18 protein-coding genes and 1 riboswitch are annotated in these 23,425 nt (G+C 71.0%); of the genes, 10 read left to right on the forward strand and 8 right to left on the reverse strand.

What is annotated here, in order from left to right:
- The first annotated feature begins 48 nt into the window (after positions 1–48).
- The gene (locus ACIPEK_RS18865; protein WP_401997182.1) at positions 49–1,875 is read left to right on the forward strand and encodes a GMC oxidoreductase; all 1,827 of its coding nucleotides are present in this window, start codon (positions 49–51) and stop codon (positions 1,873–1,875) included.
- An 82-nt stretch (positions 1,876–1,957) separates the two neighbouring features.
- Here ACIPEK_RS18865 and ACIPEK_RS18870 read toward each other — a convergent pair whose 3' ends face one another.
- Positions 1,958–2,077, reverse strand: coding sequence for an LPXTG cell wall anchor domain-containing protein (locus ACIPEK_RS18870; protein WP_401997185.1), 120 nt, complete (start codon positions 2,075–2,077; stop codon positions 1,958–1,960).
- A gap of 280 nt (positions 2,078–2,357) precedes the next feature.
- Between ACIPEK_RS18870 and ACIPEK_RS18875 the strand changes: the two genes are divergently transcribed.
- The gene (locus ACIPEK_RS18875) at positions 2,358–4,079 is read left to right on the forward strand and encodes a peptidase (RefSeq protein WP_401997187.1); all 1,722 of its coding nucleotides are present in this window, start codon (positions 2,358–2,360) and stop codon (positions 4,077–4,079) included.
- Between the two features lie 427 nt (positions 4,080–4,506).
- Here ACIPEK_RS18875 and ACIPEK_RS18880 read toward each other — a convergent pair whose 3' ends face one another.
- Positions 4,507–4,824 carry a chorismate mutase gene (locus ACIPEK_RS18880; protein WP_401997190.1) on the reverse strand — a complete coding sequence of 106 codons (318 nt, stop codon included), beginning with the start codon at positions 4,822–4,824 and terminating at the stop codon, positions 4,507–4,509.
- A 363-nt stretch (positions 4,825–5,187) separates the two neighbouring features.
- Between ACIPEK_RS18880 and guaA the strand changes: the two genes are divergently transcribed.
- The 4 genes from guaA (at position 5,188) to ACIPEK_RS18900 (ending at position 9,766) form a co-directional block, all read left to right on the forward strand.
- On the forward strand, positions 5,188–6,786 hold the full coding sequence (gene guaA / locus ACIPEK_RS18885; protein WP_401997193.1) for a glutamine-hydrolyzing GMP synthase: 1,599 nt from the start codon (positions 5,188–5,190) through the stop codon (positions 6,784–6,786).
- 182 nt (positions 6,787–6,968) lie between these two features.
- On the forward strand, positions 6,969–7,739 hold the full coding sequence (locus ACIPEK_RS18890; protein ID WP_401997196.1) for a class II aldolase/adducin family protein: 771 nt from the start codon (positions 6,969–6,971) through the stop codon (positions 7,737–7,739).
- A 113-nt stretch (positions 7,740–7,852) separates the two neighbouring features.
- Complete coding sequence (locus ACIPEK_RS18895; protein ID WP_401997199.1) at positions 7,853–9,121, forward strand: hypothetical protein; 1,269 nt, start codon at positions 7,853–7,855, stop codon at positions 9,119–9,121.
- A gap of 126 nt (positions 9,122–9,247) precedes the next feature.
- A complete protein-coding gene (locus tag ACIPEK_RS18900; protein ID WP_401997202.1) occupies positions 9,248–9,766 on the forward strand; it encodes a DoxX family protein in 519 nt (172 codons plus the stop codon).
- A 156-nt stretch (positions 9,767–9,922) separates the two neighbouring features.
- Here the strand turns inward: ACIPEK_RS18900 and ACIPEK_RS18905 are convergent, their stop codons facing one another.
- Positions 9,923–11,260, reverse strand: a complete 1,338-nt coding sequence (locus ACIPEK_RS18905; protein WP_401997205.1) for a PspC domain-containing protein — start codon at positions 11,258–11,260, stop codon at positions 9,923–9,925.
- Positions 11,261–11,463: 203 nt separating this feature from the next.
- On the opposite strand from ACIPEK_RS18905, the gene ACIPEK_RS18910 reads away from it, so the two are divergent.
- On the forward strand, positions 11,464–12,762 hold the full coding sequence (locus tag ACIPEK_RS18910) for a PspC domain-containing protein (protein WP_401997208.1): 1,299 nt from the start codon (positions 11,464–11,466) through the stop codon (positions 12,760–12,762).
- The gene (locus ACIPEK_RS18915) at positions 12,746–13,441 is read left to right on the forward strand and encodes a LuxR C-terminal-related transcriptional regulator (protein WP_383075885.1); all 696 of its coding nucleotides are present in this window, start codon (positions 12,746–12,748) and stop codon (positions 13,439–13,441) included. Before ACIPEK_RS18910 ends, ACIPEK_RS18915 begins: the two co-directional genes overlap by 17 nt.
- 1 nt (position 13,442) lies before the next feature.
- Here the strand turns inward: ACIPEK_RS18915 and ACIPEK_RS18920 are convergent, their stop codons facing one another.
- Complete coding sequence (locus ACIPEK_RS18920; protein WP_401997211.1) at positions 13,443–14,216, reverse strand: GNAT family N-acetyltransferase; 774 nt, start codon at positions 14,214–14,216, stop codon at positions 13,443–13,445.
- Between the two features lie 40 nt (positions 14,217–14,256).
- Entirely contained in the window at positions 14,257–15,303 is a 1,047-nt protein-coding gene (locus tag ACIPEK_RS18925) for an NlpC/P60 family protein (RefSeq protein ID WP_401997214.1), read from the reverse strand.
- A 357-nt stretch (positions 15,304–15,660) separates the two neighbouring features.
- Here ACIPEK_RS18925 and ACIPEK_RS18930 point away from each other — a divergent pair, with 357 nt between their 5' ends.
- Positions 15,661–16,014, forward strand: a complete 354-nt coding sequence (locus ACIPEK_RS18930; RefSeq protein WP_383075880.1) for a hypothetical protein — start codon at positions 15,661–15,663, stop codon at positions 16,012–16,014.
- A gap of 317 nt (positions 16,015–16,331) precedes the next feature.
- Here the strand turns inward: ACIPEK_RS18930 and ACIPEK_RS18935 are convergent, their stop codons facing one another.
- Entirely contained in the window at positions 16,332–17,489 is a 1,158-nt protein-coding gene (locus ACIPEK_RS18935) for an NlpC/P60 family protein (RefSeq protein WP_401997217.1), read from the reverse strand.
- Positions 17,488–17,653: riboswitch (cyclic di-AMP (ydaO/yuaA leader) on the reverse strand. Its footprint overlaps the gene before it by 2 nt.
- A 258-nt stretch (positions 17,654–17,911) precedes the next feature.
- Here ACIPEK_RS18935 and pcrA point away from each other — a divergent pair.
- A complete protein-coding gene (gene pcrA / locus ACIPEK_RS18940; RefSeq protein ID WP_401997220.1) occupies positions 17,912–20,356 on the forward strand; it encodes a DNA helicase PcrA in 2,445 nt (814 codons plus the stop codon).
- Positions 20,357–20,405: 49 nt separating this feature from the next.
- Here pcrA and ACIPEK_RS18945 read toward each other — a convergent pair whose 3' ends face one another.
- Positions 20,406–21,959, reverse strand: coding sequence for a M23 family metallopeptidase (locus ACIPEK_RS18945; RefSeq protein WP_401997223.1), 1,554 nt, complete (start codon positions 21,957–21,959; stop codon positions 20,406–20,408).
- A 249-nt stretch (positions 21,960–22,208) separates the two neighbouring features.
- Positions 22,209–23,126, reverse strand: coding sequence for an esterase/lipase family protein (locus tag ACIPEK_RS18950; protein WP_401997225.1), 918 nt, complete (start codon positions 23,124–23,126; stop codon positions 22,209–22,211).
- Positions 23,127–23,425: the final 299 nt, after the last annotated feature.

The following is a 23,425-nucleotide window of genomic DNA, read 5'->3' on the forward strand; positions in this document are numbered from 1 at the left end:
CCCCGTAACACCGCAGCACCTTCTGCCCTTTTCGTGCCGAGGAGAGCCATGTCCCAGGACAGCCCTGCCCAGAATCAGGCCGGACCGGCTGGTGAGACCGGCGACGACGTGGCGTACGACTACGACGTACTGGTCGTCGGCTCGGGCTTCGGCGGTGCGGTGTCGGCCCTGCGGCTGACCGAGAAGGGGTACCGGGTCGGCGTCCTGGAGGCGGGCCGCCGCTTCAGTCCCGGCACCCTCCCCAAGAACTCCTGGGACATCAAGAACTACCTGTGGGCCCCGGCACTCGGGCTCTACGGCATCCAGCGCGTGCATCTGCTCGGCAATGTGATGGTGCTGGCCGGTGCGGGCGTCGGCGGTGGCTCGCTCAACTACGCCAACACGCTGTACGTACCCCCGGCGCCGTTCTTCGAGGACCGCCAGTGGGCGTCCATCACCGACTGGCAGGACGAGCTGAAGCCGTACTACGACCAGGCCAGACGGATGCTCGGAGTCCGGCTCAACCCGACGATGACCCCCTCCGACGTCCATCTGAAGGCGGCCGCGCAGGCCATGGGCGTCGGCGACACCTTCCATCTCGCCCCGGTCGGCGTCTTCTTCGGTGACGGCAAGGACGCCGACGGTACGGCGAGGGCCAAGCCCGGTGAGACGGTCGCCGACCCGTACTTCGGGGGTGCCGGCCCCGCCCGCAAGGCCTGCACCGAGTGCGGCGAATGCATGACGGGCTGCCGCCACGGCGCGAAGAACACCCTCAACGAGAACTACCTCCACCTCGCCGAGAAGGCCGGAGCCGTCATCCATCCGATGACCTCCGTCGTCGCGATCACGGACGACCCGGAGGGCGGCTACCACGTCGCCACCGTCCCGACCGGCCGCCGCAAGGCAGAGCCCAAGCTGCTGCGCGCCCGCAAGGTGGTCGTCGCGGCGGGCACGTACGGAACGCAGACCCTGCTGCACACCATGAAGGACCGGGGACTGCTGCCCCGGCTCTCGGACCGGCTCGGCGAGCTGACCCGTACCAACTCCGAGGCGCTCGTCGGCTCGCAGACCAGCGACCGGCGCTACCGCAAGAAGCACGGCACCGCGAAGGCCGACTTCACCCAGGGCGTCGCGATCACCTCCTCGATCCACCCCGACGAGAACACCCACATCGAGCCGGTCCGCTACGGCAAGGGCTCCAACGCGATGGGGGCGATGTCGATCCTCCAGGTGCCGTACGGCAGTCGCCGGGTGCTGGGCTGGCTCGGCAACGTGGCCAAGCACCCGACGCTCGCCGTGCGGTCGCTCTCCAACCGCCGCTGGTCGGAGCGGACCATCATCGGGCTCGTCATGCAGTCGCTGGACAACTCCCTGACGACGTACCGCAAGCCGGGCGGCATGGGGAAGGGCCTGCTCACCGCCCGGCAGGGGCACGGCGCGCCCAACCCGACGCAGATCGAGGAGGCGACGCGCAGCGCCTCACTGCTCGCCGACGAGATCAACGGCTTCGCCGGCTCGAACGTCGGCGAGCTGATGGGCACCCCGCTCACGGCACACTTCCTCGGCGGCTGCCCCATAGGTGCGAGCGCCGAGGACGGGGTGATCGATCCGTACCACCGGCTCTACGGACACCCCGGTATCTCGGTGGTCGACGGCTCGGCGGTCTCCGCCAACCTCGGCGTCAACCCGTCGCTCACCATCACCGCTCAGGCCGAGCGCGCGATGTCCTTCTGGCCCAACAAGGGCGAGGCGGACCCGCGTCCGGAACAGGGCGAGGCGTACGAACGGCTGGCCGCGGTCGAGCCGCAGGCACCGGCGGTGCCGAAGGAGGCCTTCGGTGCGCTGAAACTGCCGTTCCTCGGGCTGCCGACCGTCCCGCCGAAGAAGAAGTCGTAGCAGCCGTAGCGAATCGGGACAGCAGAAGGGGCTGCACCCCCCTCCGAGTGCAGCCCCTCCGTGCTTACGGTGACCAAACGCCTTACACGCCGGTGTCACCGTTCCTGCGGCGCCGCACGATGAACATCGCGCCCGCGCCGAGCACTACGGCCGCGCCGCCCGCCGTGGCGGCGGCGAGCGCCATGGCGCGGCGGAGCTTCATATGACCTCGGAAGTCCGGCGTACCGCTGTGAGCAGTACGGATGTCAGGACGGCCCTGCCGTGCCTGGGCACGGGCGGGGCCGATGATTCCGCATGGTTGACCCGTGGCCCGCCGCAATGGTTGTCCGGATGCTCACAGAACCTTTATGTGACGCCGCTCACGTTCTCTCCGTGCTCAATCCGTGACCTGAGGCCGCGCAACTGTTCACCGGGCCACGCGGTCGAACTCGTGTCGCTGTCACAGCGGTCGCACCGCCCCCACCGACCTCAGAGAGTCCGCGATGAGAACCATTTCCCCACGAGCCGCGCTGCGCCGCGCCGCCGGCGGTTTCGCCGCCGCCGGTCTGCTGGCCGCCGGGTCGCTCGCCCTCGGCACCCCCGCGCAGGCCGCCGGCCCGGAGCTGGTGATCGGCGGCCCCGCCGCGACCGCCCTGCACCCCTACCCGGCGAGCGGTTCACCGCGGAAGTCGACGGTGGGGATCACGGTCGACAATCCGTCGCGGAACACAGAGCCCGGCGCCTTCGAGGGGGACTTCACCGTGACCTTCGATCTGACCGGGATCGCGGGCATCGCCGATGCGGCCTTCGGCGGGACCGGCGGCGCGGACTGCGAGGTCACCGGTCCCACGGCCGTCTGTCGCGGCCACGGTCCCGGGCCCGGCCGGAGCGCGCTCGCCGAGCTCGGCCTCTTTGCCGCCGAGGGCAGCCGCATCGGCGACTCGGGCACCATCCGGGCCACCGGCAGGGCGGACGGGGCGACGTTCACCGCCTTCTCCACCGAGGTGGTCATCGGTGGCCCCGACCTGGTGATGGAGCGGCTCCCGCTGAAGCAGAATCTGAAGCCCGGCGAGACCCAGCCGGTCCCCGTCACCTTCACCAACAACGGCACACGGGCGGCCGACGGCGTTCTGCTCACCCTGATGTACACGCGAGGCCTGGACTTCATCGAGCGCTACGCGAACTGCGAGTACAGCGAGGGCGAGGCAGGCCGGGGCTTCCCCGCCGGAACCACCGCCCGCTGCTCCGTCCCCGGCACGTACGAAGCGGGGGCGGCCTACCGGCTCGCCGTACCGCTCTCCCTCAGGGCCACCGAGCGCGCCTTCCACGACACATTCGTCTACCGCATCGACGAGGACGTACCGGGGCGGGGCGCGCGGCGTCCGGCGGCGAGTGTCACCGCGGGCAAGGGCGCCGCGCTCACCTTGAAGGAGGCCGCCACCGTCCGAGGCGTGGACCTCGATCCCCGGGACAACCAGCAGGAGGCCGACTTCGTCACCGCGAACTCCGCCGACTTCGTGGCCTACGGCGCCCGGGCGCGGGGCGCCGCGGGCGAGACCGTCGCGGCCACCATCGGCTTCCGCAACAAGGGCCCGGCCTGGGTCGGCCACCCGAGCGACGGCGAACCCGTCGCCACGGTCGATTTCACCGTCCCCGAGGGCGCCTCGGTCACCGGCAGTCCCGCCGCCTGCCGGGGCATGACGGCCGACGGCCGGTACCACGAGAGCCGGAGCGGGGCGCCCCGCTATGTCTGCGACACATCCATGGCCGTACGGGACGGCGCCGACTTCGCCCTGAGCTTCCAGCTGAAGATCGACAAGGTGGTGACGGGAGCCTCCGGCGCGGTCACAGTACGCACCCCGCGCCTCGCCGAGTCCCCGAAGCTGCCCTTCGACCCGAAGCCGGGCAACAACACCGCGCTGCTGGTCCTGAACAGCGACAACGGCATCGGCGGCTCCGGATCCACCGCCTCGGGCGGGGCCTCCGGCTCCGGCTCGGCCGGCCCGGCCACCGCCGGCGGCTCGACCGGCGGCTCCGGCGCCACGTCCGACGGCTCGACCACCTCGGGAGCCGCGACGGGCGGTTCCACCACGGCCGGTTCCACCGGCGGCGCCCTGGCATCGACCGGCACCGTCGCGCTGCCGTTGGCCGCCGGTGCGGCGGTCGCACTCGCAGCGGGCGGCGTGCTGTACGCGACGGCCCGCCGGCGCCCCCACCGGGGCTGACGCCCGGCCGGGGGCCGGGCAGCAGAGGGGTGGCACGAGCAAGGGCCCCGTGGACCGGGAGGCGGTCCACGGGGCCCTGCGCGATCAGCACCGCACGCGGCCTCGGTACCGAGCTGGACGGCTGCGCCCCGCGCAGACCGTTTCGGCCGGATACGGTCGGCTCCGGGCGTCCCCGGAGCCGACCGTTCTTGGGGTGACCGGGCCGCTGTCCCCTGCCGACCGGTCACGCACGCTGGGGCGCGGTCCCACGGCGTACCTGCAGTACGCCACACGCTCCAGCGGAGCCACGCGTGGTTTCTTTCCAAAGCCGCCCCTGGCTGGCACGGACACCGGGACCAACGAAGCCACGGCGAACCCGGTCACGCGCCGTACGGGTGAGAGTCGGCCCGAACTGGGATACGCCCGGACACCCCCTGCCCGTGGGATGTCAGGCCCGGCCGCGGCAGAGCTCGAGCAGCGTCATGGCGAGGGAGGTGCCGGGCTTGCCGAGCGCGTCCCGGTACTGGCCGAGGATCTCCATCTCGCGCGAGAGGTTGATCCGGCGGCCGCCGGAGGTGATCCGGGCCTCCTGGATGACCGCGGAGATGGCCATCCGCTCCTGGACGAGTCCGATGATCCGGTCGTCGAGGGCGTCGATGCGGGACCTCGCGTTGTCGATCAGCGCGGCGGCCTCATGGGTGTGCGCGCCGGTCTTCTCGGCGGTGGTCTTCGCGCTGCTGCTCTTCACAGGGGCGGTGCTGGTCATGGTGGTGACTCCTCGTGGGGTGCGGCCCCCGAATCCCGACCGGTCCGGAACGCCAGAACGCCCCGGGCCTTTCGGCCCGGGGCGCCTGGAACGTTGCTTGTCAGTGGATCAAGCAGCACGACCATGGCAGCCGGCGGGCCGGATGCCATAGGTAAAGACGAAGGTCGTGTGCTGTCGCATGAACCTCAGTATGGCCCTGCCTGTGCGGGCGGGCCAACACGGGGCCCGGATGCTGAGACACCGCCCGGCCCCGGCCCGGGGCCCGCGCTTCCCGCAGCCCGGTCCGGGCGTGACGACGGCCGCCTCCGCAACCCCGGTAGAATCGACAAAACCGACCCCCTTTCACCGCCGGAAGGCAGCCCCGTGCCAGCAGCACCCCCCGCCGCCGCCCCCGACATCGCCACCGACGTGGTTCTCGTTGTCGACTTCGGGGCGCAGTACGCCCAGCTCATCGCCCGACGCGTCCGTGAGGCCCGGGTCTACAGCGAGATCGTCCCGTCCACGATGCCGGTGGCCGAGATGCTGGCCAAGAACCCCCGGGCGATCATCCTGTCCGGCGGCCCCTCCTCCGTGTACGCGGAGGGTGCACCCTCCCTCGACCGTGCAATCTTCGAGGCCGGGGTTCCGGTCTTCGGCATGTGCTACGGCTTCCAGCTGATGGCCACCACGCTCGGTGGCACCGTCGACGACAACGGTGCCCGTGAGTACGGCCGCACCCCGCTCACCGTCTCCAAGGCCGGCTCCACGCTCTTCGAGGGCACCCCCGCCGAGCAGTCGGTCTGGATGTCGCACGGCGACGCCTGCTCCGCCGCCCCCGAGGGCTTCACCGTCACCGCGTCCACGGACGTCGTACCGGTCGCCGCCTTCGAGAACGACGAGAAGAAGCTCTACGGCGTCCAGTACCACCCCGAGGTCCTGCACTCCACGCACGGTCAGCAGGTCCTGGAGCACTTCCTCTACCGCGGCGCCGGCATCGAGCCGACCTGGACCACGACCAATGTGGTCGAGGAGCAGATCGCGCTGATCCGCGAGCAGGTCGGCACCAAGCGCGCCATCTGCGGCCTGTCCGGCGGCGTGGACTCCGCAGTCGCCGCAGCCCTCGTGCAGAAGGCCATCGGCTCGCAGCTGACCTGCGTGTATGTCGACCACGGCCTGATGCGCAAGGACGAGACCGAGCAGGTCGAGAAGGACTTCGTGGCCGCCACCGGCGTCCAGCTGAAGGTCGTCGAAGCCGAGGAGCGCTTCCTGAACGCGCTGGCCGGGGTCTCCGACCCCGAGCAGAAGCGGAAGATCATCGGCCGCGAGTTCATCCGCGTCTTCGAGCAGGCCCAGGCCGAGCTCGTCGCCGAGGCGGGCGCGGCCGGCGAGGACGTCGCGTTCCTCGTCCAGGGCACGCTCTACCCGGACGTCGTCGAGTCCGGCGGCGGCACCGGCACCGCCAACATCAAGTCCCACCACAATGTCGGTGGCCTTCCCGACGACATCGAGTTCCAGCTCGTCGAGCCGCTGCGCCAGCTGTTCAAGGACGAGGTCCGGATGGTCGGCCAGGAGCTCGGCCTGCCGGAGGAGATCGTCCAGCGCCAGCCGTTCCCCGGCCCGGGTCTCGGCATCCGTATCGTCGGCGAGGTCACCAAGGAGCGGCTCGACCTGCTCCGCGAGGCCGATGCCATCGCCCGCGAGGAGCTGACGGCGGCCGGCCTGGACCGCGACATCTGGCAGTGCCCGGTGGTCCTGCTCGCCGATGTCCGCTCGGTCGGCGTCCAGGGCGACGGCCGCACCTACGGTCACCCGATCGTCCTGCGCCCGGTCTCCTCCGAGGACGCCATGACGGCCGACTGGTCGCGTCTGCCGTACGAGACGCTCGCCAAGATCTCGACCCGTATCACCAACGAGGTCGCCGACGTCAACCGCGTCGTGCTCGACGTGACGAGCAAGCCGCCGGGCACCATCGAGTGGGAGTGACCTTCCCGACGGGCCCTGCCTGACACCCGGTCGACGCCGATGCCGTCGCTCATTCACCTGGGCGGCGGCATCGTCGCGTACCCGGACCCGTGCCCGAATCGAGTCCCGATGCCTCTGGCCACCTGCGACAACCGGCGGTAACTTCCGATCCCCGTACGCCCTGGGAGCCCCGAGGAGTCGCCATGCCCGAGCCCACACCCATACCTGTGGACCAGCTCCACTTCGCGATGCCGCCCGTCCACGAGTCGGTGGCGGACGAGCGCGCGTACCGCAAGGAACGGCTGGCCGGGGCGCTCAGGCTGTTCGGGGAGTACGGGTACGAGGACGGTGTCTCCGGTCACATCACCGCGCGGGACCCGGAGTTCACCAACTGCTTCTGGGTCAACCCCTTCGGGGCCCCCTTCGACGGGCTCGCGCCGGACGAGCTGATCCTGGTCAACGGGGAAGGGCAGGTCGTCGAGGGGCGGCACCACGTCAATCAGGCGGCGTTCGCCGTTCATGCGCAGGTGCACCGGGCCCGCCCGGATGTCGTCGCCGTCGCGCACACCCACTCCGTGCACGGACGGGCCCTGTCCGCGCTCGGCGAGCTCATCGAACCGATCACCCAGGAATCCTGTGCCTTCTACGAGGACCACGTCCTGTACGGCGGGTACACCGGAGTTGTCGTGGACGAGGAGGAAGGGCGCCGGATCGCCGCCGCGCTCGGCGGCCACAAGGCGATCGTGCTGCGCAACCACGGACTGCTGACCGTCGGCGACTCGGTGGACGCGGCCGCCTGGTGGTTCATCGCGCTCGAGCGCTCCTGTCAGGTGCAGCTGGCCGCACGGGCGGCCGGAGAGCCGGTGCTGATCGAGCACCGGGACGCGGTCACCACCCGTGAGCAGCTGGGCAGCGACCTGGTGGCCTGGATCAACTACCAGCCACTGTGGCGCCGGATCGGTCGCACATTCTGACGATACGCGCCGACGGGCCGCCCCGATGCGGGCCCGAGCCCTTCCGTACGGCACAATTCGCAGCAATCGCAGCCGAGTTGGCTGGACCTGGGCTTGAAAGGGCGGCGTTCTCCGTGGCGTTGGACGAGGCGAGGGCGAGCAGCACGCACGGCGGCGGCTGTACGTGCGGCGACTGCCCGCACGGGGCGCGCGAGGGCCATCGGCGTGCGGTGGCTGCCTTCCTGGCCAAGCGGGACGAACTCGCCGCAGGTCAGGGATTGCCGCCGGGGGTCGCCCAGTCCGCCTCCGCGACCCGCCAGTGGGTCTCGGACGAGCTGACCCAGTCCGCCAGGACCGTCGCCGAACGGGGCCGGGAGGCGGGCGACGCCTGGCTGTACCGGGTGTGGCGGCGCACCCTGATCACGGTGTGGGCAAGCGTCGCCGTGCTGGTCGTCGCCGAGGCCGCCACCGCCATCGGTGCGGGCTGGACCAACGCTCGTACGGCCGGACTGGTCGCCGGACTCGTCACCGCGGGCCTGCTCACCGGCGCCGCCCATGTCCACCGGGCCCGCGGCGGCCTCCTCGCCCCGCTGATCGGCGAGGACAACCGGCTCTCCACCTCCCGGGCGGTCGCCGCGTCCTGGGTGCTGCTCGCTGTCTTCTCCGTACTCGTGCTGGCGCTCCAGCTGGCGGGCGCCTCCGGCCACGCCGAGCGCGACGAACTGATCGAGGGGCTGGATCTGGCCAGGGGCGCCGGGGTGGTGACCGTGCTCGCGCTGGTGTGCGCCGTCGCCGTGGTCGTGCGCCGGGTGGTGACCGTACGGGCGCTGTCCGGGCGGCTGCAGAAGCTGCGGGCCGACCGGCCGCGCGCCGCCGATCTGCTCACCGACGACTCCGGGCGGGGCAGCTTCACGGATGTGCAGTACGTGCTGGTGAGCACCGTCGCCGTACTGTTCGCCGCGGTCCGCCTCGCCCGCAGGCCCGAGCAGCTGCCCGACCTGCCCTGGGGCCTGGCGCTGCTGGTCACCGTCTCGGCGCTCGCGTACTTCGCCGGGAAGTACGCGGAGGGCGGGCGTCCTGTGGTTCTCTCGGTGATCCGGGCCCGGGAGGCCGGGGATCTGGACGCGCCGATCCGTACCGGTGACGACATCGAGATCCGCGGTGCGGGCTTCGTGCCGCCCGGTGCCGGGGCGCCGGACCGGCTGGCCCGCATGGTCGTCCGGATCGGCCGGGTCCATGTGCATGTGCCGCTGATCCCGGTGACCGGCGGCTTCGCCAACCCGACCGACAACGTGCTCACCGTGCCGGTACCGGTGGAGGTGGAACCGGGGCTGGTGGAGGTACAGGTCGTGACCGCTGCCGGGGTGGAGACGAACCGGGTCGAGATCGATGTGACGGACTGACTGCAGCAACCCGTGCCCGGCCGTGGGGTGACGGATACCCGCCGACCGGACGCCCCACCGGGTGAGCCGGGCGTCCACAGCGTACGTATGGTCTGTTGACGGGTCTACGGAAGGCGGTGCAGTCACATGCAGGACATTCAGAGTTATGGCACGAACGTACGCGGTCTGGGTGAGCCGAGAGGGCTCAAGGAGCTGGCGCGGGAGCATGCCCTGCTGCCGCTGCGGATCTTTCTCGGTCTCACCTTCATCTACGCCGGGCTCGACAAACTGATGGACAGTTCCTTCTTCCGCGCGAGCGGTGCCGGCTCCATCGGCGAGACGATGCACGCGGTACGCGACTCGTCCGCGATCCCGGCCCTCGTCGACCTCGCGCTGAAGAGCCCCGGCGCCTTCGGGTACGCCATCGCCATCGGTGAACTCGCCGTCGGCATCGGCACCCTCATCGGGCTGTGGGCACGGCTCGCCGCGCTCGGCGGGGCGCTGATCTCGCTGAGCCTGTGGCTGACCGTGAGCTGGCAGGTCGATCCGTACTACTTCGGCAACGACCTGGCCTACCTCATGGCCTGGCTGCCGCTGCTGCTCGGCGGGGCCGCGGCGTTCTCCGCGGACGCCTTTCGCGCGTCACGACGGCGACGGATGGTGTAATTCACCCAGGTCGCGGTGGCGGCCAGCCAGAGGCCGCCGAAGAACAGCGGGAAGAAGAAGACCCACGGGGCGTCCCAGACCCCCGCGGCGTCCGCCGCGTATCCCGCTGCCAGAGCGAGCATGACCAGGCCCGCCACCGCCCGCCCCGGACGGATCTCATGACGCAGCACGGGTGACCTCCACCTGTCCGATGCCGACTTCGAGAGTGAGCTCGACCGTGCCGGCCGGTTTGCTGCCCGGGGGCGGCGGAAGCGTCCTGTGCTCCTGCTGCGACGGGTTGACGTCCACATTGCGCTGCCGGCTGTCCGACGCGTCGCTCGTCCGGCTGACCGGCAGTGTGATGTCGCCGAGGCCCGCCCGCGCGTCCACCTTCACCGTCACCGCCTTCGGTACGACGACGACCGCGCGGCCCGCCCCGACGTTCACCCCCGTACGGACGGTGTCGCCCCGGGGGACCGTGATCTCGGTGAGGTCCAGCCGTGCCACCCCGGAGCCCAGTTCGTAGTGCGGCCGCACCGCTGCCACCGAGGCCGGCCGCCAGCCCTCGCGCACCCATTGGGTGGTGATGTCCTTCGGCAGCGCGGACGCGCCCGCCAGCAGGGCCGCCGTGGTCATCGACAGCATGACCGTGCCGAACCCGGTCCGCCCGAGGAACGCGCTGACCAGCATCCCGAGCCCGAACACCGCGAGCGCACCGGCCAGACCGAACTGCAGACTCGTGCCGAACGGCTGGGAGTCCCAGCTCAGCCCCGTGCCCAGACCGCCCGCGATCAGCGCGAACAGGAACACGAGACCACCGATCGAGGCCGGACCCCGGGTGCCGGCCTCCTGTGGGGGCGCGCGGAACGGGTCCTGGGGCGTCGCCCCCCGGGGGCGTACCGCCCGGCCGTCGAGCGCCGCATCGGCCGGACCCCACAGATAGCCGGGGCCCACCGGGCCCGAGGTGCCGTCCTTGATGATCGGATCCCGCCACCACGACGGGCTGCCCGGCGACGGCGGAGCCTTCACCTCGGGCGGCGCGTCCGCCACCGCTTGCGCGGTCGCCGGATGCAGCGGGTCCTCGGGCGCCGCCGTCCTGCGGTTCTGGGTCCAGACGGCGAAGCCGACGACCGCGAGCGACAGCATCGCGGAGAACGCCAGCGTGCCGCCGTTGCCCAGCATGGAGAGCAACAGCCCGCAGCCGATCAGTGCGAGCAGCACCGCGATCAGCGACGCACCCTCCACGCGGCCGGACAGCAGCCGGCGCGCCTCGTTCTCGTCCTCGCCCTCCAGGGGGATCAGCAGCCAGGCGAAGCCGTAGAAGATCAGTCCGATGCCGCCGGTGACGGACAGCACACCGAGCACGATCCGGAAGATCACCGGATCGACGTCGCAGTACCGGCCGAGACCGCCGCACACCCCGGCCACGACTTTGTGCCGCGGGCTGCGGCGCAGCTGCGGTCCCGGTCCGGGGGGCGGTGCGGCGCCGGGGGAGGCGTCCTGGGGAACGGTCATGGCTCCATGGTGACGGGCCGGGCGCCCGTCCGGGACCCGCACCGACCCTGGCCGATCCCTGATATTGGCCCGGCGGTCCCCTGGGGGAGGCGATCCGGCACCGGTCCGGCGGCTCCTGCCGGAGGCGCCCCCGCGCACTCTCAGGGTCGAGTCGGGGGCGGCCCCTGATGCCGTCGCCCGTTCGGACATGTGACGATCGGGTCATGCCAGCCGCCACGCCCCGAGCAACGAGCTCTCTCAACGCCGACCCGGAGGAGCCGCCGCTGCGCAAGCTGTACCGCAGCGCCGACGGACGGCTGCTCGGGGGCGTCGCGCGCGGTCTCGCCGGGCATCTCGGGCTGCCCGTCGCCTGGGTGCGGTTCGTCTTCCTCGGTCTGTTCTTCGCGGACGGCCTCGGCGCGCTGCTCTACGCCGTGTTCTGGATCGTCGTCCCGCTCGGTGTCGGTGGCGTGGAGGCGCCGCGCTCCGTCTTCGAGACCGCCCCGGACGGCAGACGCCGGCTCCGCAAACCCGACAGGGGTCAGGTCTTCGCCCTCATCGCGCTGTTCATCGGCGCCATCATCTTCGTCGGCAACGTCGACATGGGCAGCAAGGCCGACCGCTACATCTGGCCCACGCTGCTGATCGGCGCAGGTTCCGTACTGGTGTGGCGGCAGGCCGACAACGCCAGGCGCGCCCGCTGGATGGAGGTCGGCAGCCGCCGCCGGGTGCTGCATCTGGCCCGGGGGCTTGCCGGGGTGGCCCTGGTCGGCCTGGGCCTGGCCGTCTTCATGGTGGTACGCGGGTCCGCGGCCCAGCTCGGCAACGTCCTGACCGCCGCGATCGCCGTCCTCACCGGCATCGCGCTGCTGGCCGGCCCCTACCTCGTACGCATGACCCAGGACCTCTCCGAGGAACGCACGATGCGCATCAGGGCCCAGGAGCGCGCCGAGGTCGCCGCCCATGTCCATGACTCGGTGCTGCACACCCTCACCCTGATCCAGCGCAACGCGGAGGACGCGGGCGAGGTCCGCAGACTGGCCCGCGCCCAGGAGCGCGAACTGCGCAACTGGCTGTACAACCCCGAGGGCACCGGCAAGGACGAGGACGACGAACCCGAGACCCTTGCCGAGGCGGTCAAGCGCGCCGCCGCCGAGGTCGAGGACAAGCACGGCGTTCCGCTGGAGGTCGTCGTAGTCGGCGACTGCCCGCTGGACGAGAAACTGGTCGCGCAGATGCAGGCCGCACGCGAGGCGATGGTCAACGCCGCCAAGTACGGTGGCGAGGGCGGCGCCGTGCAGGTCTACGCCGAGGTCGAGGGCCGCACGGTCTTCGTCTCGGTACGCGACCGGGGCCCGGGATTCGATCTGGATTCCGTACCGGGGGACAGAATGGGCGTACGAGAATCAATCATCGGCCGGATGCAGCGCAACGGCGGTACGGCGCGGCTGCGTTCGGTGCCCGGCGGGGGCACGGAAGTCGAGCTGGAGATGGAGAGGGCGAGCGATGCTGGAGACAACTGAGGCGACAGGGGGCCCGGAGCGCCGGGTACGGGTCGTGCTCGTCGACGACCACCGGATGTTCCGCACCGGCGTCCAGGCCGAGATCGGCCGCACCGAGGAGACGGGCGTCGAGGTGGTCGGCGAGGCCGCCGATGTCGACCAGGCGGTCACTGTCATCACGGCGACCCGCCCCGAGGTCGTCCTCCTCGACGTCCATCTGCCCGGCGGCGGCGGCGTCGAGGTGCTGCGCCGCTGCGCCCCGCTGATGGGCGCCGCCGAGAACCCGGTGCGGTTCCTGGCGCTGTCCGTCTCGGACGCCGCCGAGGACGTCATCGGCGTCATCCGTGGTGGCGCCCGCGGCTATGTCACGAAGACCATCACCGGCACCGACCTGGTCGACTCGGTCTTCCGGGTCCAGGACGGCGACGCGGTGTTCTCGCCCCGGCTGGCCGGCTTCGTCCTCGACGCCTTCGCCTCCACGGACGCGCCGCCGGTCGACGAGGACCTGGACCGGCTGACGCAGCGCGAGCGCGAGGTGCTCCGGCTGATCGCCCGCGGCTACGCGTACAAGGAGATCGCCAAGCAGCTGTTCATCTCGGTGAAGACGGTCGAGTCGCATGTCTCGGCGGTGCTGCGCAAGCTCCAGCTGTCGAACCGGCACGAGCTGACCCGGTGGGCGACGGCTCGGCGGCTGGTCTGAGTCAGCCGGCCGCAAGGTCGGGGCCGAGCGAGATGTTCAGCTTCTCGCCGACCCGGCGGTAGCCGATCCCCGCGTAGATCCGCTCCACATCCGCGTCGGCCGGCTCCAGCCACACCACCCGGCAACCCCGCTCGAAGGCGGTCGCGGTCAGGTGGGCACTCAGCGCGGCGCCGATGCCGCGGCGGCGGAAGGTACCGGCGACGGCGAGGCCGGCCAGTTCGGTGAGGCCGTCGACCGGGACCGAGCAGCCGCCCGCGCCCGCCGGGACGCCGTCGACCGTGGCGAGGGCCGCGACCCCGCCGCCCCCGGCCGCCGCGCGCAGCCAGGCAGCCTCGCCGCCCTCGGGCTCGCCGGTCCCGCCGTATCCGTGGTGCTGGACGAGCGCGGCGGCGTCGAACTCGGCGGCGGTGACCGGTTCGGCGATCGTGAGGGAGTCCACCGGCTTCGGCGGCAGCAGGTCGCCCGGGGCACAGGCCAGGATCGGGGCCCGGTTCTCGACGGTGAACCCGGCGGCGAGCAGCGCGGGTTCGACCGCGGGTGCCCAGCCGGGCAGAAACTCCAGCCGCGGCATCCGGCCGTACTCGCGGAACGCCGCGATCAGGGCGTCGAGGTCCTCCGCCGTCGGCTCGGCGTCCCGGTCGGGTATCGCGTAATTGGCGTACTTGGTCGACCAGTTCGGGGTGTACCGCACGGTGAAGGGGCCGACCCGGAGATGGTCGGGGGAGCGCAGGGCGAGCGTACGGGCATGGGTCTGGACATCGAGATCCATGGGCATGTGCGTTTGTCCTCCGGCCGGTTGATCAGAAGTCGGGAGCCTATGCCACCCGGGTCGCTCCGGCGAAGGGCATCTGGTCGATCGGCGCGATCCGGACCGGTGCTCCCGGGCGCGGGGCGTGGATCATCTGGCCGTTGCCGATGTAGAGCCCGACGTGGCTGACGCCGGAGTAGAAGAACACCAGGTCGCCCGGGGCGAGTTCGGAGCGCGAGATGTGCTGTCCGGCGTTGATCTGGGTGTACGTGGTCCGGGGGAGCGAGACACCGGCGGAGCGCCATGCGGCCTGGGTGAGCCCGGAGCAGTCGAACGAGGACGGGCCGGTCGCGCCCCAGACGTACGGCTTTCCGAGCGCCCCGTACGCGAACGCGATGGCCTCGGCGGCACGGGCGTTGGGAGCCTGGACGGGATTGCGTGCGGTGCTGCGGTCGGCACGGTCGGCGGAGCGCGCGCTGTCCGAGCTCTCGTAGGCGGCGCGCTCGGCCGGGGACAGGGTGGCGAGGAGCCGCTGCGCGTCGGCCAGTTTGGTTTTGATCGTCGCCTTGTGCTTCTTCAGCTCGGCCTGGCGGGATGCCAGCGCAGCCAGCTTTCCCTTGGCCTGCGAGCGCAGCTGGGCGATCCGGGCGACCTGCCGCTCGACCCCGTCGACCTCGGCGGCCTGGCGGTCGCCGATCCGGTCCACGTACGAGGCCCGCTCCAGGTACTGGTCGGGGTCGGAGGAGAGCGCCAGCTGTACGGCCGGGTCCAGGCCGCCGGTGCGGTACTGCGCGGCGGCGAGTGAACCCAGTGCGCTGCGCGAGGCGTTGAGACGCTCGGTCCTGCGGGCCGCCTCGTCACGCAGGGTGTCGACGGCATCGGTGGCGGCGGACGCCTTCTCCTTCGCGCCGTTGTACTGCTCGGTGGCGACTTCCGCGTCGTGGTACAGCCGGTCCACCTCCGCCCTGACCTGGGCGGGGGTGAGCTGGGGATCGGCGTGTGCGGAGCCTGGCAGAGCGGCAGCGGTGGCGGCCCCGGCGATGGCGAGGGTGGCTGCGGTGCGGGCAGCAGAGCCGGTGTACGGGCGCTGCTTGGGTTTCCGGTGCGCTGCCACGGGGGCGTGCGTCCTTCCTGGCGACTGCCCGTCGGGGACTACCGGCGGGCCCGCCCGAGGCCCGGCGGCGGGTCACCAACAGGGGGAGTGGCCCGCCGCCGGACGTCTCGGCGGGGTGACCGGTCTGCCGTCCGGGTACGGAGCGGCGGTGAAGCCGGTCACCTGGTCAGGACGCTAAACCCGGGGCGCGGGGAAGAGTCGTAATGACGCCTATTGGTCGAAGTTGGCGCGGCATTGTCGTGGATTGATCGGAAAAATTACACCAGAGTCAGGCAATTGGTGCAGACGCGAGTGAAGTGCCAGGAAGTCGCACCCGCCTGCGGGATGGTGATATGGCCGGGGCTAGGCTGCGGACCCATGGACGTACTCATCAATGTCTTCGTCGCCCTGCACATCATCGGTATCGCCTCTCTGCTGGGCGGTTTCCTGACCCAGATGAAGGCGATGGGCACGGGCGCGGCCCGGTTCGTCCCGGCGATGCTGCACGGCGCGCTGACGATGCTGGTCACCGGTGTCGCGCTGGTCGGGCTCAACCAGGCCGACGACCACCAGGTGAACAACATCAAGATCGGCGTCAAGCTGCTGCTCCTGGTCGTGATCCTCGCGCTCGTCTACATCAAGCGGGACGAGGAGAAGGTCGACAAGGGCGCCTTCGCGGCGGTGGGCGGGCTGACGCTCGCCAACATCTTCATCGCCACGCTCTGGACCTGAGCCGGTCCGTGCCGCCCACGCTGCCGGGCGGGCGTGGAATCCAAGCCCGTCCGGCAGGTGAAGGCATAAGACCGACCGGCACATGGGGGGCGTCGCGGAGCTGGGCACGCACTCCCCCAAGGCCTTAAGCCTTAAGGGCCAGGGGGACCCCCTCCAGCGTTGTCGTCAGTCACCAACTCCCCCATAGCCCTGAAGGGCCCTGAAGGCATGGGGGACCCCCTTCGCATTGACTCCCTCCTCCGCCTTGCAGCTGCACGCACCCAGCCCCGCTCCTTCACCCACCCCCCATTTGCCGGTCGGTCCAGGGGCGTGAGCCGCTACGACGGGCGCACGCTGCCGTGGATCGGCATGTAGTAGATCGACTCCTCGCGCACATTCGCCCCCGGCTTCGGCGCGTGGATCATCATTCCGTCGCCCTTGTAGATGCCGACGTGGCTGATGTCGTCGTAGAAGAAGACGAGGTCGCCCGGCTGCAGATCGGCCGTCGCGATCCGGGTGCCTGTCTTCACCTGGTCCCAGGTGGTGCGCGGGAGGCCGACGCCCGCGGCCTTCCAGGCGGCCTGAGTGAGCCCGGAGCAGTCGTACGAGGACGGGCCCGTCGCGCCCCATGCATACGGCTTGCCGATCTGGGCCGCGGCGAAGGCGAGGGCCTTCTCCGCCTTGGTGGTGGCGCTGCTGCCCGAGCCGGTTCCGGTGCCCGTGCCCGTACCGCTGCCGGATTCCGCCCCCTTCGCTGCTTCCGCGGCCTTGCGGTCCGCCTCCGCCCTGGCGGCGGCCTGCTGCCGCGCCAGCTCCTGTGCCTTGCGCTCGGCCTCCGCCTCCTTCTTGCGCTCCAGCGCCGCGAGCCGCGCCTTTTCCTCGGCGGTCAGCTTCGACAGCATCGCGCGTGCCTCTCCCAGCTTCTTCTGGACGTTCTGCTTACTGGTGCGCAGCGTGGTCTGTGCCGAGGTCAGTGTCTCCAGGCTCCGCACCGCTTCGGCACGCTTCCTCGACGCCTTGGCCTGCTGCGTGCGGAAGTCCGTGACCGCCTTCTGCTGCTGACCGGTCATCCGGCTCATCAGCCGGCTCTGGTCGAAGTACGCCTGCGGGTCGTCGGCCAGGAAGAAGGTGGCGCTCGGTGCGATGGAGCCGGTGCGGTACTGTGCGGCCGCGTAGGCGCCGAGCGTCCTGCGGGCGTCGTTGAGCTTGTCGGCGCGCTTCGCCACGTCCTCCAGCAGGGCGTCGGCCTTGGCGCGCTGGGTGGCGGAGGCTTCCTTCGCCCGGTTGTACTGCTGGGTCGCGGTGCCCGCCTGCCGGTAGAGGTCGTCGACCTTCTTCTGGACGTCCTCGATGCTGGGCTTCGGGGCGGGGGCGGCCGTGGCGCTCTGTGCGGAGAGCAGGGTCACGGACGCCAGTGCCGCCGTGGTGAGCCCCACGGCCGGTGTGGTGGTGCGCACCCGGGTGCGCGGTTTGCGATGTGATGCCAAGGCCGGCATCTCCTTCCGTGGACCGCCTACCGGGTTAGCTGTCGGGTTCGGGCGGAACGGAAGGCTGCCCTACGGTCCGAGTGGGGGACAAGGACCGATTCACCCCGGTGCTGCGTGTGGGTCCCCGGTTCCGAACTCCCGTGAGGGCAGGCCGGATTCGGCGTGGGCGCCCGCTCGGCGTGGTTCGCCTCAGGGGGTACGGGCCGCCCGGTCGGGCACGCTAGCCAACCCGTGGTGCTGCTGTGAAGGTCGATGTTCGATATGCCCGATACGTTTTCGTGACCTTGCTGAAGTGGGGGCGGCAAGGGCCGACGAGGGCCCGTATTCGCTTACGTGGAGTGGGTGACCGCTGCCTTTGTGTGCCCGGCCGTCGGGTCCGGTTCGTCATGCGGCCGTCGTGTGTCGTTGCGGCGGCCTAGACTCGACAAGCGATGAGCAGCCTCTTTGACGACAGCTTCCTGGCCGGCCTCCAGCACTCGGAGGAAGAGCCCCCGCCGCCCCCCGAGGACTCCGCACCCGAAGCGGTGCCGGAGGACCTCTTCGCGGGCGTATTCGACGGGCCCCCGCCGCCCAGGGACGCGTACTACCGCGACGGCGCGCACCGCCCCGTCATCGACTCCGCAGCGCTCCTCGACGGGCTGAACACCGAGCAGCGCGCCGCCGTGGTCCACGCGGGCTCCCCGCTGCTCATCGTCGCCGGGGCGGGCTCCGGAAAGACCCGGGTGCTGACCCACCGGATCGCCCACCTCCTCGCCGAGCGCGGGGTGCACCCCGGCCAGATCCTGGCGATCACCTTCACCAACAAGGCCGCGGGCGAGATGAAGGAGCGCGTCGAGCAGCTCGTCGGACCGCGCGCCAACGCCATGTGGGTCATGACCTTCCACAGCGCGTGCGTACGCATCCTGCGCCGTGAGTCGAAGAAGCTCGGCTTCACCTCGTCGTTCTCGATCTACGACGCCGCCGACTCCAAGCGGCTGATGGCTCTCGTCTGCCGCGACCTCGAGCTCGACCCGAAGCGCTTCCCGCCGAAGTCGTTCACGGCCAAGGTCTCCAACCTGAAGAACGAGCTGATCGACGAGGAGACCTTCGCCGGGCAGGCCGCGGACGGCTTCGAGAAGACCCTCGCCCAGGCCTACGCGATGTACCAGTCCCGGCTGCGCGAGGCCAACGCGCTGGACTTCGACGACATCATCATGACGACGGTCCATCTGCTCCAGGCGTTCCCCGATGTCGCCGAGCACTACCGCCGCCGCTTCCGGCACGTCCTTGTCGACGAGTACCAGGACACCAACCACGCCCAGTACACCCTCGTGCGCGAACTCGTCGGCCCGGCCGGCGAGGGTGACGCCCCCGCCGAGTTGTGCGTCGTCGGTGACGCGGACCAGTCGATCTACGCCTTCCGTGGCGCGACCATCCGCAACATCCTCCAGTTCGAGGAGGACTACCCGAACGCGACCACGATCCTCCTGGAGCAGAACTACCGCTCCACGCAGACGATCCTGTCCGCTGCCAACGCGGTCATCGAGCGCAACGAGAGCCGCCGCCCCAAGAACCTCTGGACGAACGCCGGCACAGGCGCCCGGATCACCGGCTACGTCGCCGACACCGAGCACGACGAGGCGCAGTTCGTCGCCGACGAGATCGACCGGCTGACCGACGCGGGCGACGCCAAGGCGGGCGACGTCGCGATCTTCTACCGTACGAACGCGCAGTCCCGTGTCTTCGAAGAGATCTTCATCCGCGTCGGACTGCCCTACAAGGTCGTCGGCGGCGTGCGCTTCTACGAGCGCAAGGAGGTCCGGGACGTCCTGGCCTACCTCCGGGTCCTCGCCAACCCCGAGGACACCGTCCCGCTGCGCCGCATCCTCAATGTTCCCAAGCGCGGCATCGGCGACCGTGCCGAGGCGATGATCGACGCGCTCTCCATGCGCGAGAAGATCACCTTCCCGCAGGCGCTGCGCCGGGTCGACGAGGCGTACGGCATGGCGGCCCGGTCGGCAAACGCCGTCAAGCGGTTCAACACGCTGATGGAGGAGCTGCGCACGATCGTCGAGTCCGGCGCGGGCCCGGCGGTGGTTCTGGAGGCAGTGCTGGAGCGCACCGGCTACCTCGCCGAGCTCCAGGCATCCACCGACCCGCAGGACGAGACCCGCATCGAGAACCTTCAGGAACTCGCCGCCGTCGCCCTCGAATTCGAGCAGGAGCGGGGTGAGTCCGGCGAGGAGGGCACGGGCACACTCGCCGAGTTCCTGGAGAAGGTCGCGCTCGTCGCCGACTCCGACCAGATCCCCGACGAGGACGAGGACGGCTCCGGCGTCATCACGCTGATGACGCTGCACACCGCGAAGGGCCTCGAATTCCCGGTGGTCTTCCTGACCGGCATGGAGGACGGCGTCTTCCCGCACATGCGCGCGCTGGGACAGGTGAAGGAGCTGGAGGAGGAGCGGCGGCTCGCGTACGTCGGGATCACCCGGGCCCGCGAGCGGCTCTATCTGACCCGGGCGGCGATGCGCAGCGCGTGGGGGCAGCCCTCGTACAACCCGCCGTCGCGATTCCTGGAGGAGATCCCGGACCAGCACCTGGAGTGGAAGCGGACAGGGCCGATGGCGGCCCCGGCCGGACCGACGTCGGGGATCACGTCGTCGCTGTCCTCGTCGCGGGCCCGGTCGGGCCCCTCGGGCTTCGCGACCCGGCGCACCTCGGACAAGCCGACGGTCACGCTGGTGGTCGGGGACCGGGTCACGCACGACCAGTTCGGGCTCGGCACGGTCACGGCGGTCGAGGGTGTCGGCGACCAGGCGAAGGCGACGGTCGACTTCGGGGACGAGCGGCCGAAGAAGCTGCTGCTGCGGTACGCGCCGGTCGAGAAGCTGTAGTGCGGTAGCCGGGTGGGCGGCCGGGCAGTTGCACCGGCCGCCGGGTGGCTCAGGTCGGGTCGAGGCCGTGGCTGCGGAGCCAGGGCAGCGGGTTTATTGCCGCTCCGCCCCCGGGCCGTACCTCGAAGTGCAGGTGCGGGCCGGTGGAGTTCCCCGAATCCCCGGAGTACGCGATCACATCGCCGGCCTTCACCGGGCCGGAGCGGATCCTGGTGCTGCTGAGGTGGCAGTACCAGGTCTCGGTGCCGTCGGCCATGGTGACGATGGCCATGTTCCCGTAGGCGCTGTTCAGCTGGGTGCGTACGGTGCCGTCGGTCGCGGCCATCACGGGCGTGCCGTACGAGACGGGGAAGTCGATGCCCGTGTGCACGGACATCCAGTTGACGCCCGCCTGGCCGAAGTACGCGCTGAGGCCGTGCCGCGCGACCGGCAGGAGGAATTTGGGGCGCAGCGCCTCCTTGCGGGCGGCCTCTTCCTCGCGCTTCTTCTTCTCGGCGGCCTGCCGCTCCCTCAGGTCGATGCGTTCCTGGGTGCGGCTGGCGCGGTCGGCGAAGTTCTCCGCGTCGGCGCTGAGGTTGGCGAGCTGGGTGTCCAGCTTGTTGTTGGCGGCGACCGGCTTGACGGAGCCGGGGTCGGCGGCCGCCATTGTGGTGTTGTTGTCCTTCTTGTCCTCGTCGCCCAGTCCGCTGACGGAAGCCGCGGCGATACCGGCCACGCTCATCACGCAGGCGGAGGGAATGGCGACGGTGAGGAGCGCGGAACGCTTTGCGGGGGAACGCCGCCGACTGCGACTGCCGCCGCCACCGCTGCGGGTGGCGGGGCGTCCGATGGGGCGGTGGGTGTCTGGCGCGGCGTCGGCCGTGTCGTCGGCGGCGGCTTCGCGCACGTCGGTGTCGAAGTCGGCCTCCGCCCCCGTCTCCGTCTTCGCCCCCGTCTCCGGGAGGCTGAACTCGGCGGTGCGCTGGGGCTCGTAGGGGTCGAAGGAGCCCTGGTCGGCATAGGGATCGTACGACTGGTGCGCCTCGTGCGCCTCTTGTGCTTCGTATGCCTCGTGTGTCGCCGGAGCCTCGTGCAACATCTGCGCGGTTTGCGCGGTCTGCTGTTCCTGCTCGGGCGTGGCGCCGGTGTTCCAGGCGGTGGCGTCGTACGCGCCGGTGTCGTGCGCGGCCGTGTCGGTCGTCGCCCACTGGCCGGTCTGGTGCCAGCCGTTGGTGTCCCACTGGCCCGTGGTGTCCGGGGCGCCGCCCTGGGCCGGAATTTCGGCGAAGGTGGCGGTAGCGGCGTCGGCCGTGGCCGCTGCCGTGCCGTAGTCGGCTCCGGGCGTCCAGGTGGCTGTGGTGTCGTACGTGGGGCCTGCGGCGTACTGCTGGGACTCCGCTGCGTACGGGGCGTAGGCGTCGTACGAGGTGGTGGGGTGTGCACCCGTGTCCCACTGCGTGGAGTCGTACTGGCCGCTGTACCCGGCATGGCCGGTCTCGTAGCCGCTGCCGTACGTGCCGTCGTAGCTGCCGGGAAGGGAGCCGAAGAGCGGGTCGCTGTCGAAGCTGCCGGTGGCCTGGCTGTCGTATCCGGCGTACCCGGCGTGGGGGTGCTGGTCGTTCACCAACTTCTCTCTCGCCTCGGCAGCAGGACCTGTGGTCTGGGGTCCGACGGAGGGATCCCAGGGGGAGCAGTGGGCGCGACTGTACCCGGCGGTACGTGACGTCGACAATCTTCGGCAGGCTCGGGCGGCTCAGGAAACGGGCAATCGGCCGTCTTTCGACGGGCTGTCCACACAGCCTTGGCTCTATGTTCGAAACGCGTTCTATTTTTGGGCCCTCCGGCGGGGTGCGGTGAGGCCGGGCCGGTCCGGTCAAGCCACCGAAGCGGCCCCTGCTGCTCCTGTTGGTCCTGTTGTTCCTGTGGTTCCTGTGGTTCCTGTGGATTCGATCACCGATTGGCGGGATTCCAGCGCCTGCCGGACCGCGGCGGCGACGGTGGGGTGCACCGGGAGCGCGAGATGGCCGATGCCGCTGACGCGTACGTTCAACGCGTCGAGATCCGGATGGTCGATACAGGCCGCCTCGGCCGGGACGATCACCCGGTCCAGCTCGCTCCAGAAGCTCACGAACCGGGTGCGGCAGCCGGGCGCCGGCCTGCGCAGTTCCTCGATCGGCGCGGAGCCTGTACGCATCTGGCGCACGATGGGGTGAGCGCTGGCCAGTGGGGCGACGGACGTGCCCCCGTGCGGTGTGCCGAGGGTGACCAGGGTGCGCACCCGCTGGTCACCGCCCAGCCGCTGTACGTAATAACGGGCGATCAGGCCGCCGAGGCTGTGCCCGACGATGTCTACCCGGTGGTGTCCGGTGCGGGCGCAGATCTCCTCGACGTGCCGCCCGAGCAGCTCGGCCGCCGTACGGATGTCGCAGGTCAGCGGCGAGTAGTTGAGTGACTCCAGATGGCGCCGGCCGTGCCGGGCGAGGGAGCGGCGGAGCAGGACGAAGACCGAGCGGTTGTCGATGAAGCCGTGCAGGAGCACGACGGGCGGCGGCTCGCCGCCCTCGGCGGGGAGGGCGGAGGTCCCGGCCGGGGCGGTGGGGGGTGTGGTGGTCGGTTCCGCCGGGCGCTGCGGGGGCCGTCGCTCCCCGGCGATGCCGGTGGGGTAGAGGAGCACATGCCCGGCGAGCACCACCAGTTCGAGTGCGGTGGCCTTGAGCAGCGCGGATGGCAGCCGGGCGCGGCACAGACACGGCCGGCGCAGCAATGGGGGAAGGAAAGGCAGGACCTTCATGGCCGACCTCCTGCTTCGGCAAGCGGGGAGGCGGCTCCGGTCCCCGTATGCCCTCATGGGATGCCGTTGCGGAGGTACGGGCGGCCGAACCCCGGCCATCCGGCCGGGGTTCGGCTCCGATTCGCAGGCCCCTGCTCACCGGTGGTGACCGGCGAACGATCGGCAGCCCGTACCACCGTGCCGCGCGGCTGGCAGCGCGGTGGTACGGCGACCTCTTGGCGGCTCCCCTGGCGGCCGGTCCCGCACGGCAGGTGTGCCGCGTCAAGCGGGAACGGCGCCCGGTGAACATGTCCCACGTG

This window comes from Streptomyces sp. NPDC088246 (assembly GCF_044741025.1).
In the GTDB taxonomy this organism is placed as follows: Bacteria; Actinomycetota; Actinomycetes; order Streptomycetales; family Streptomycetaceae; genus Streptomyces.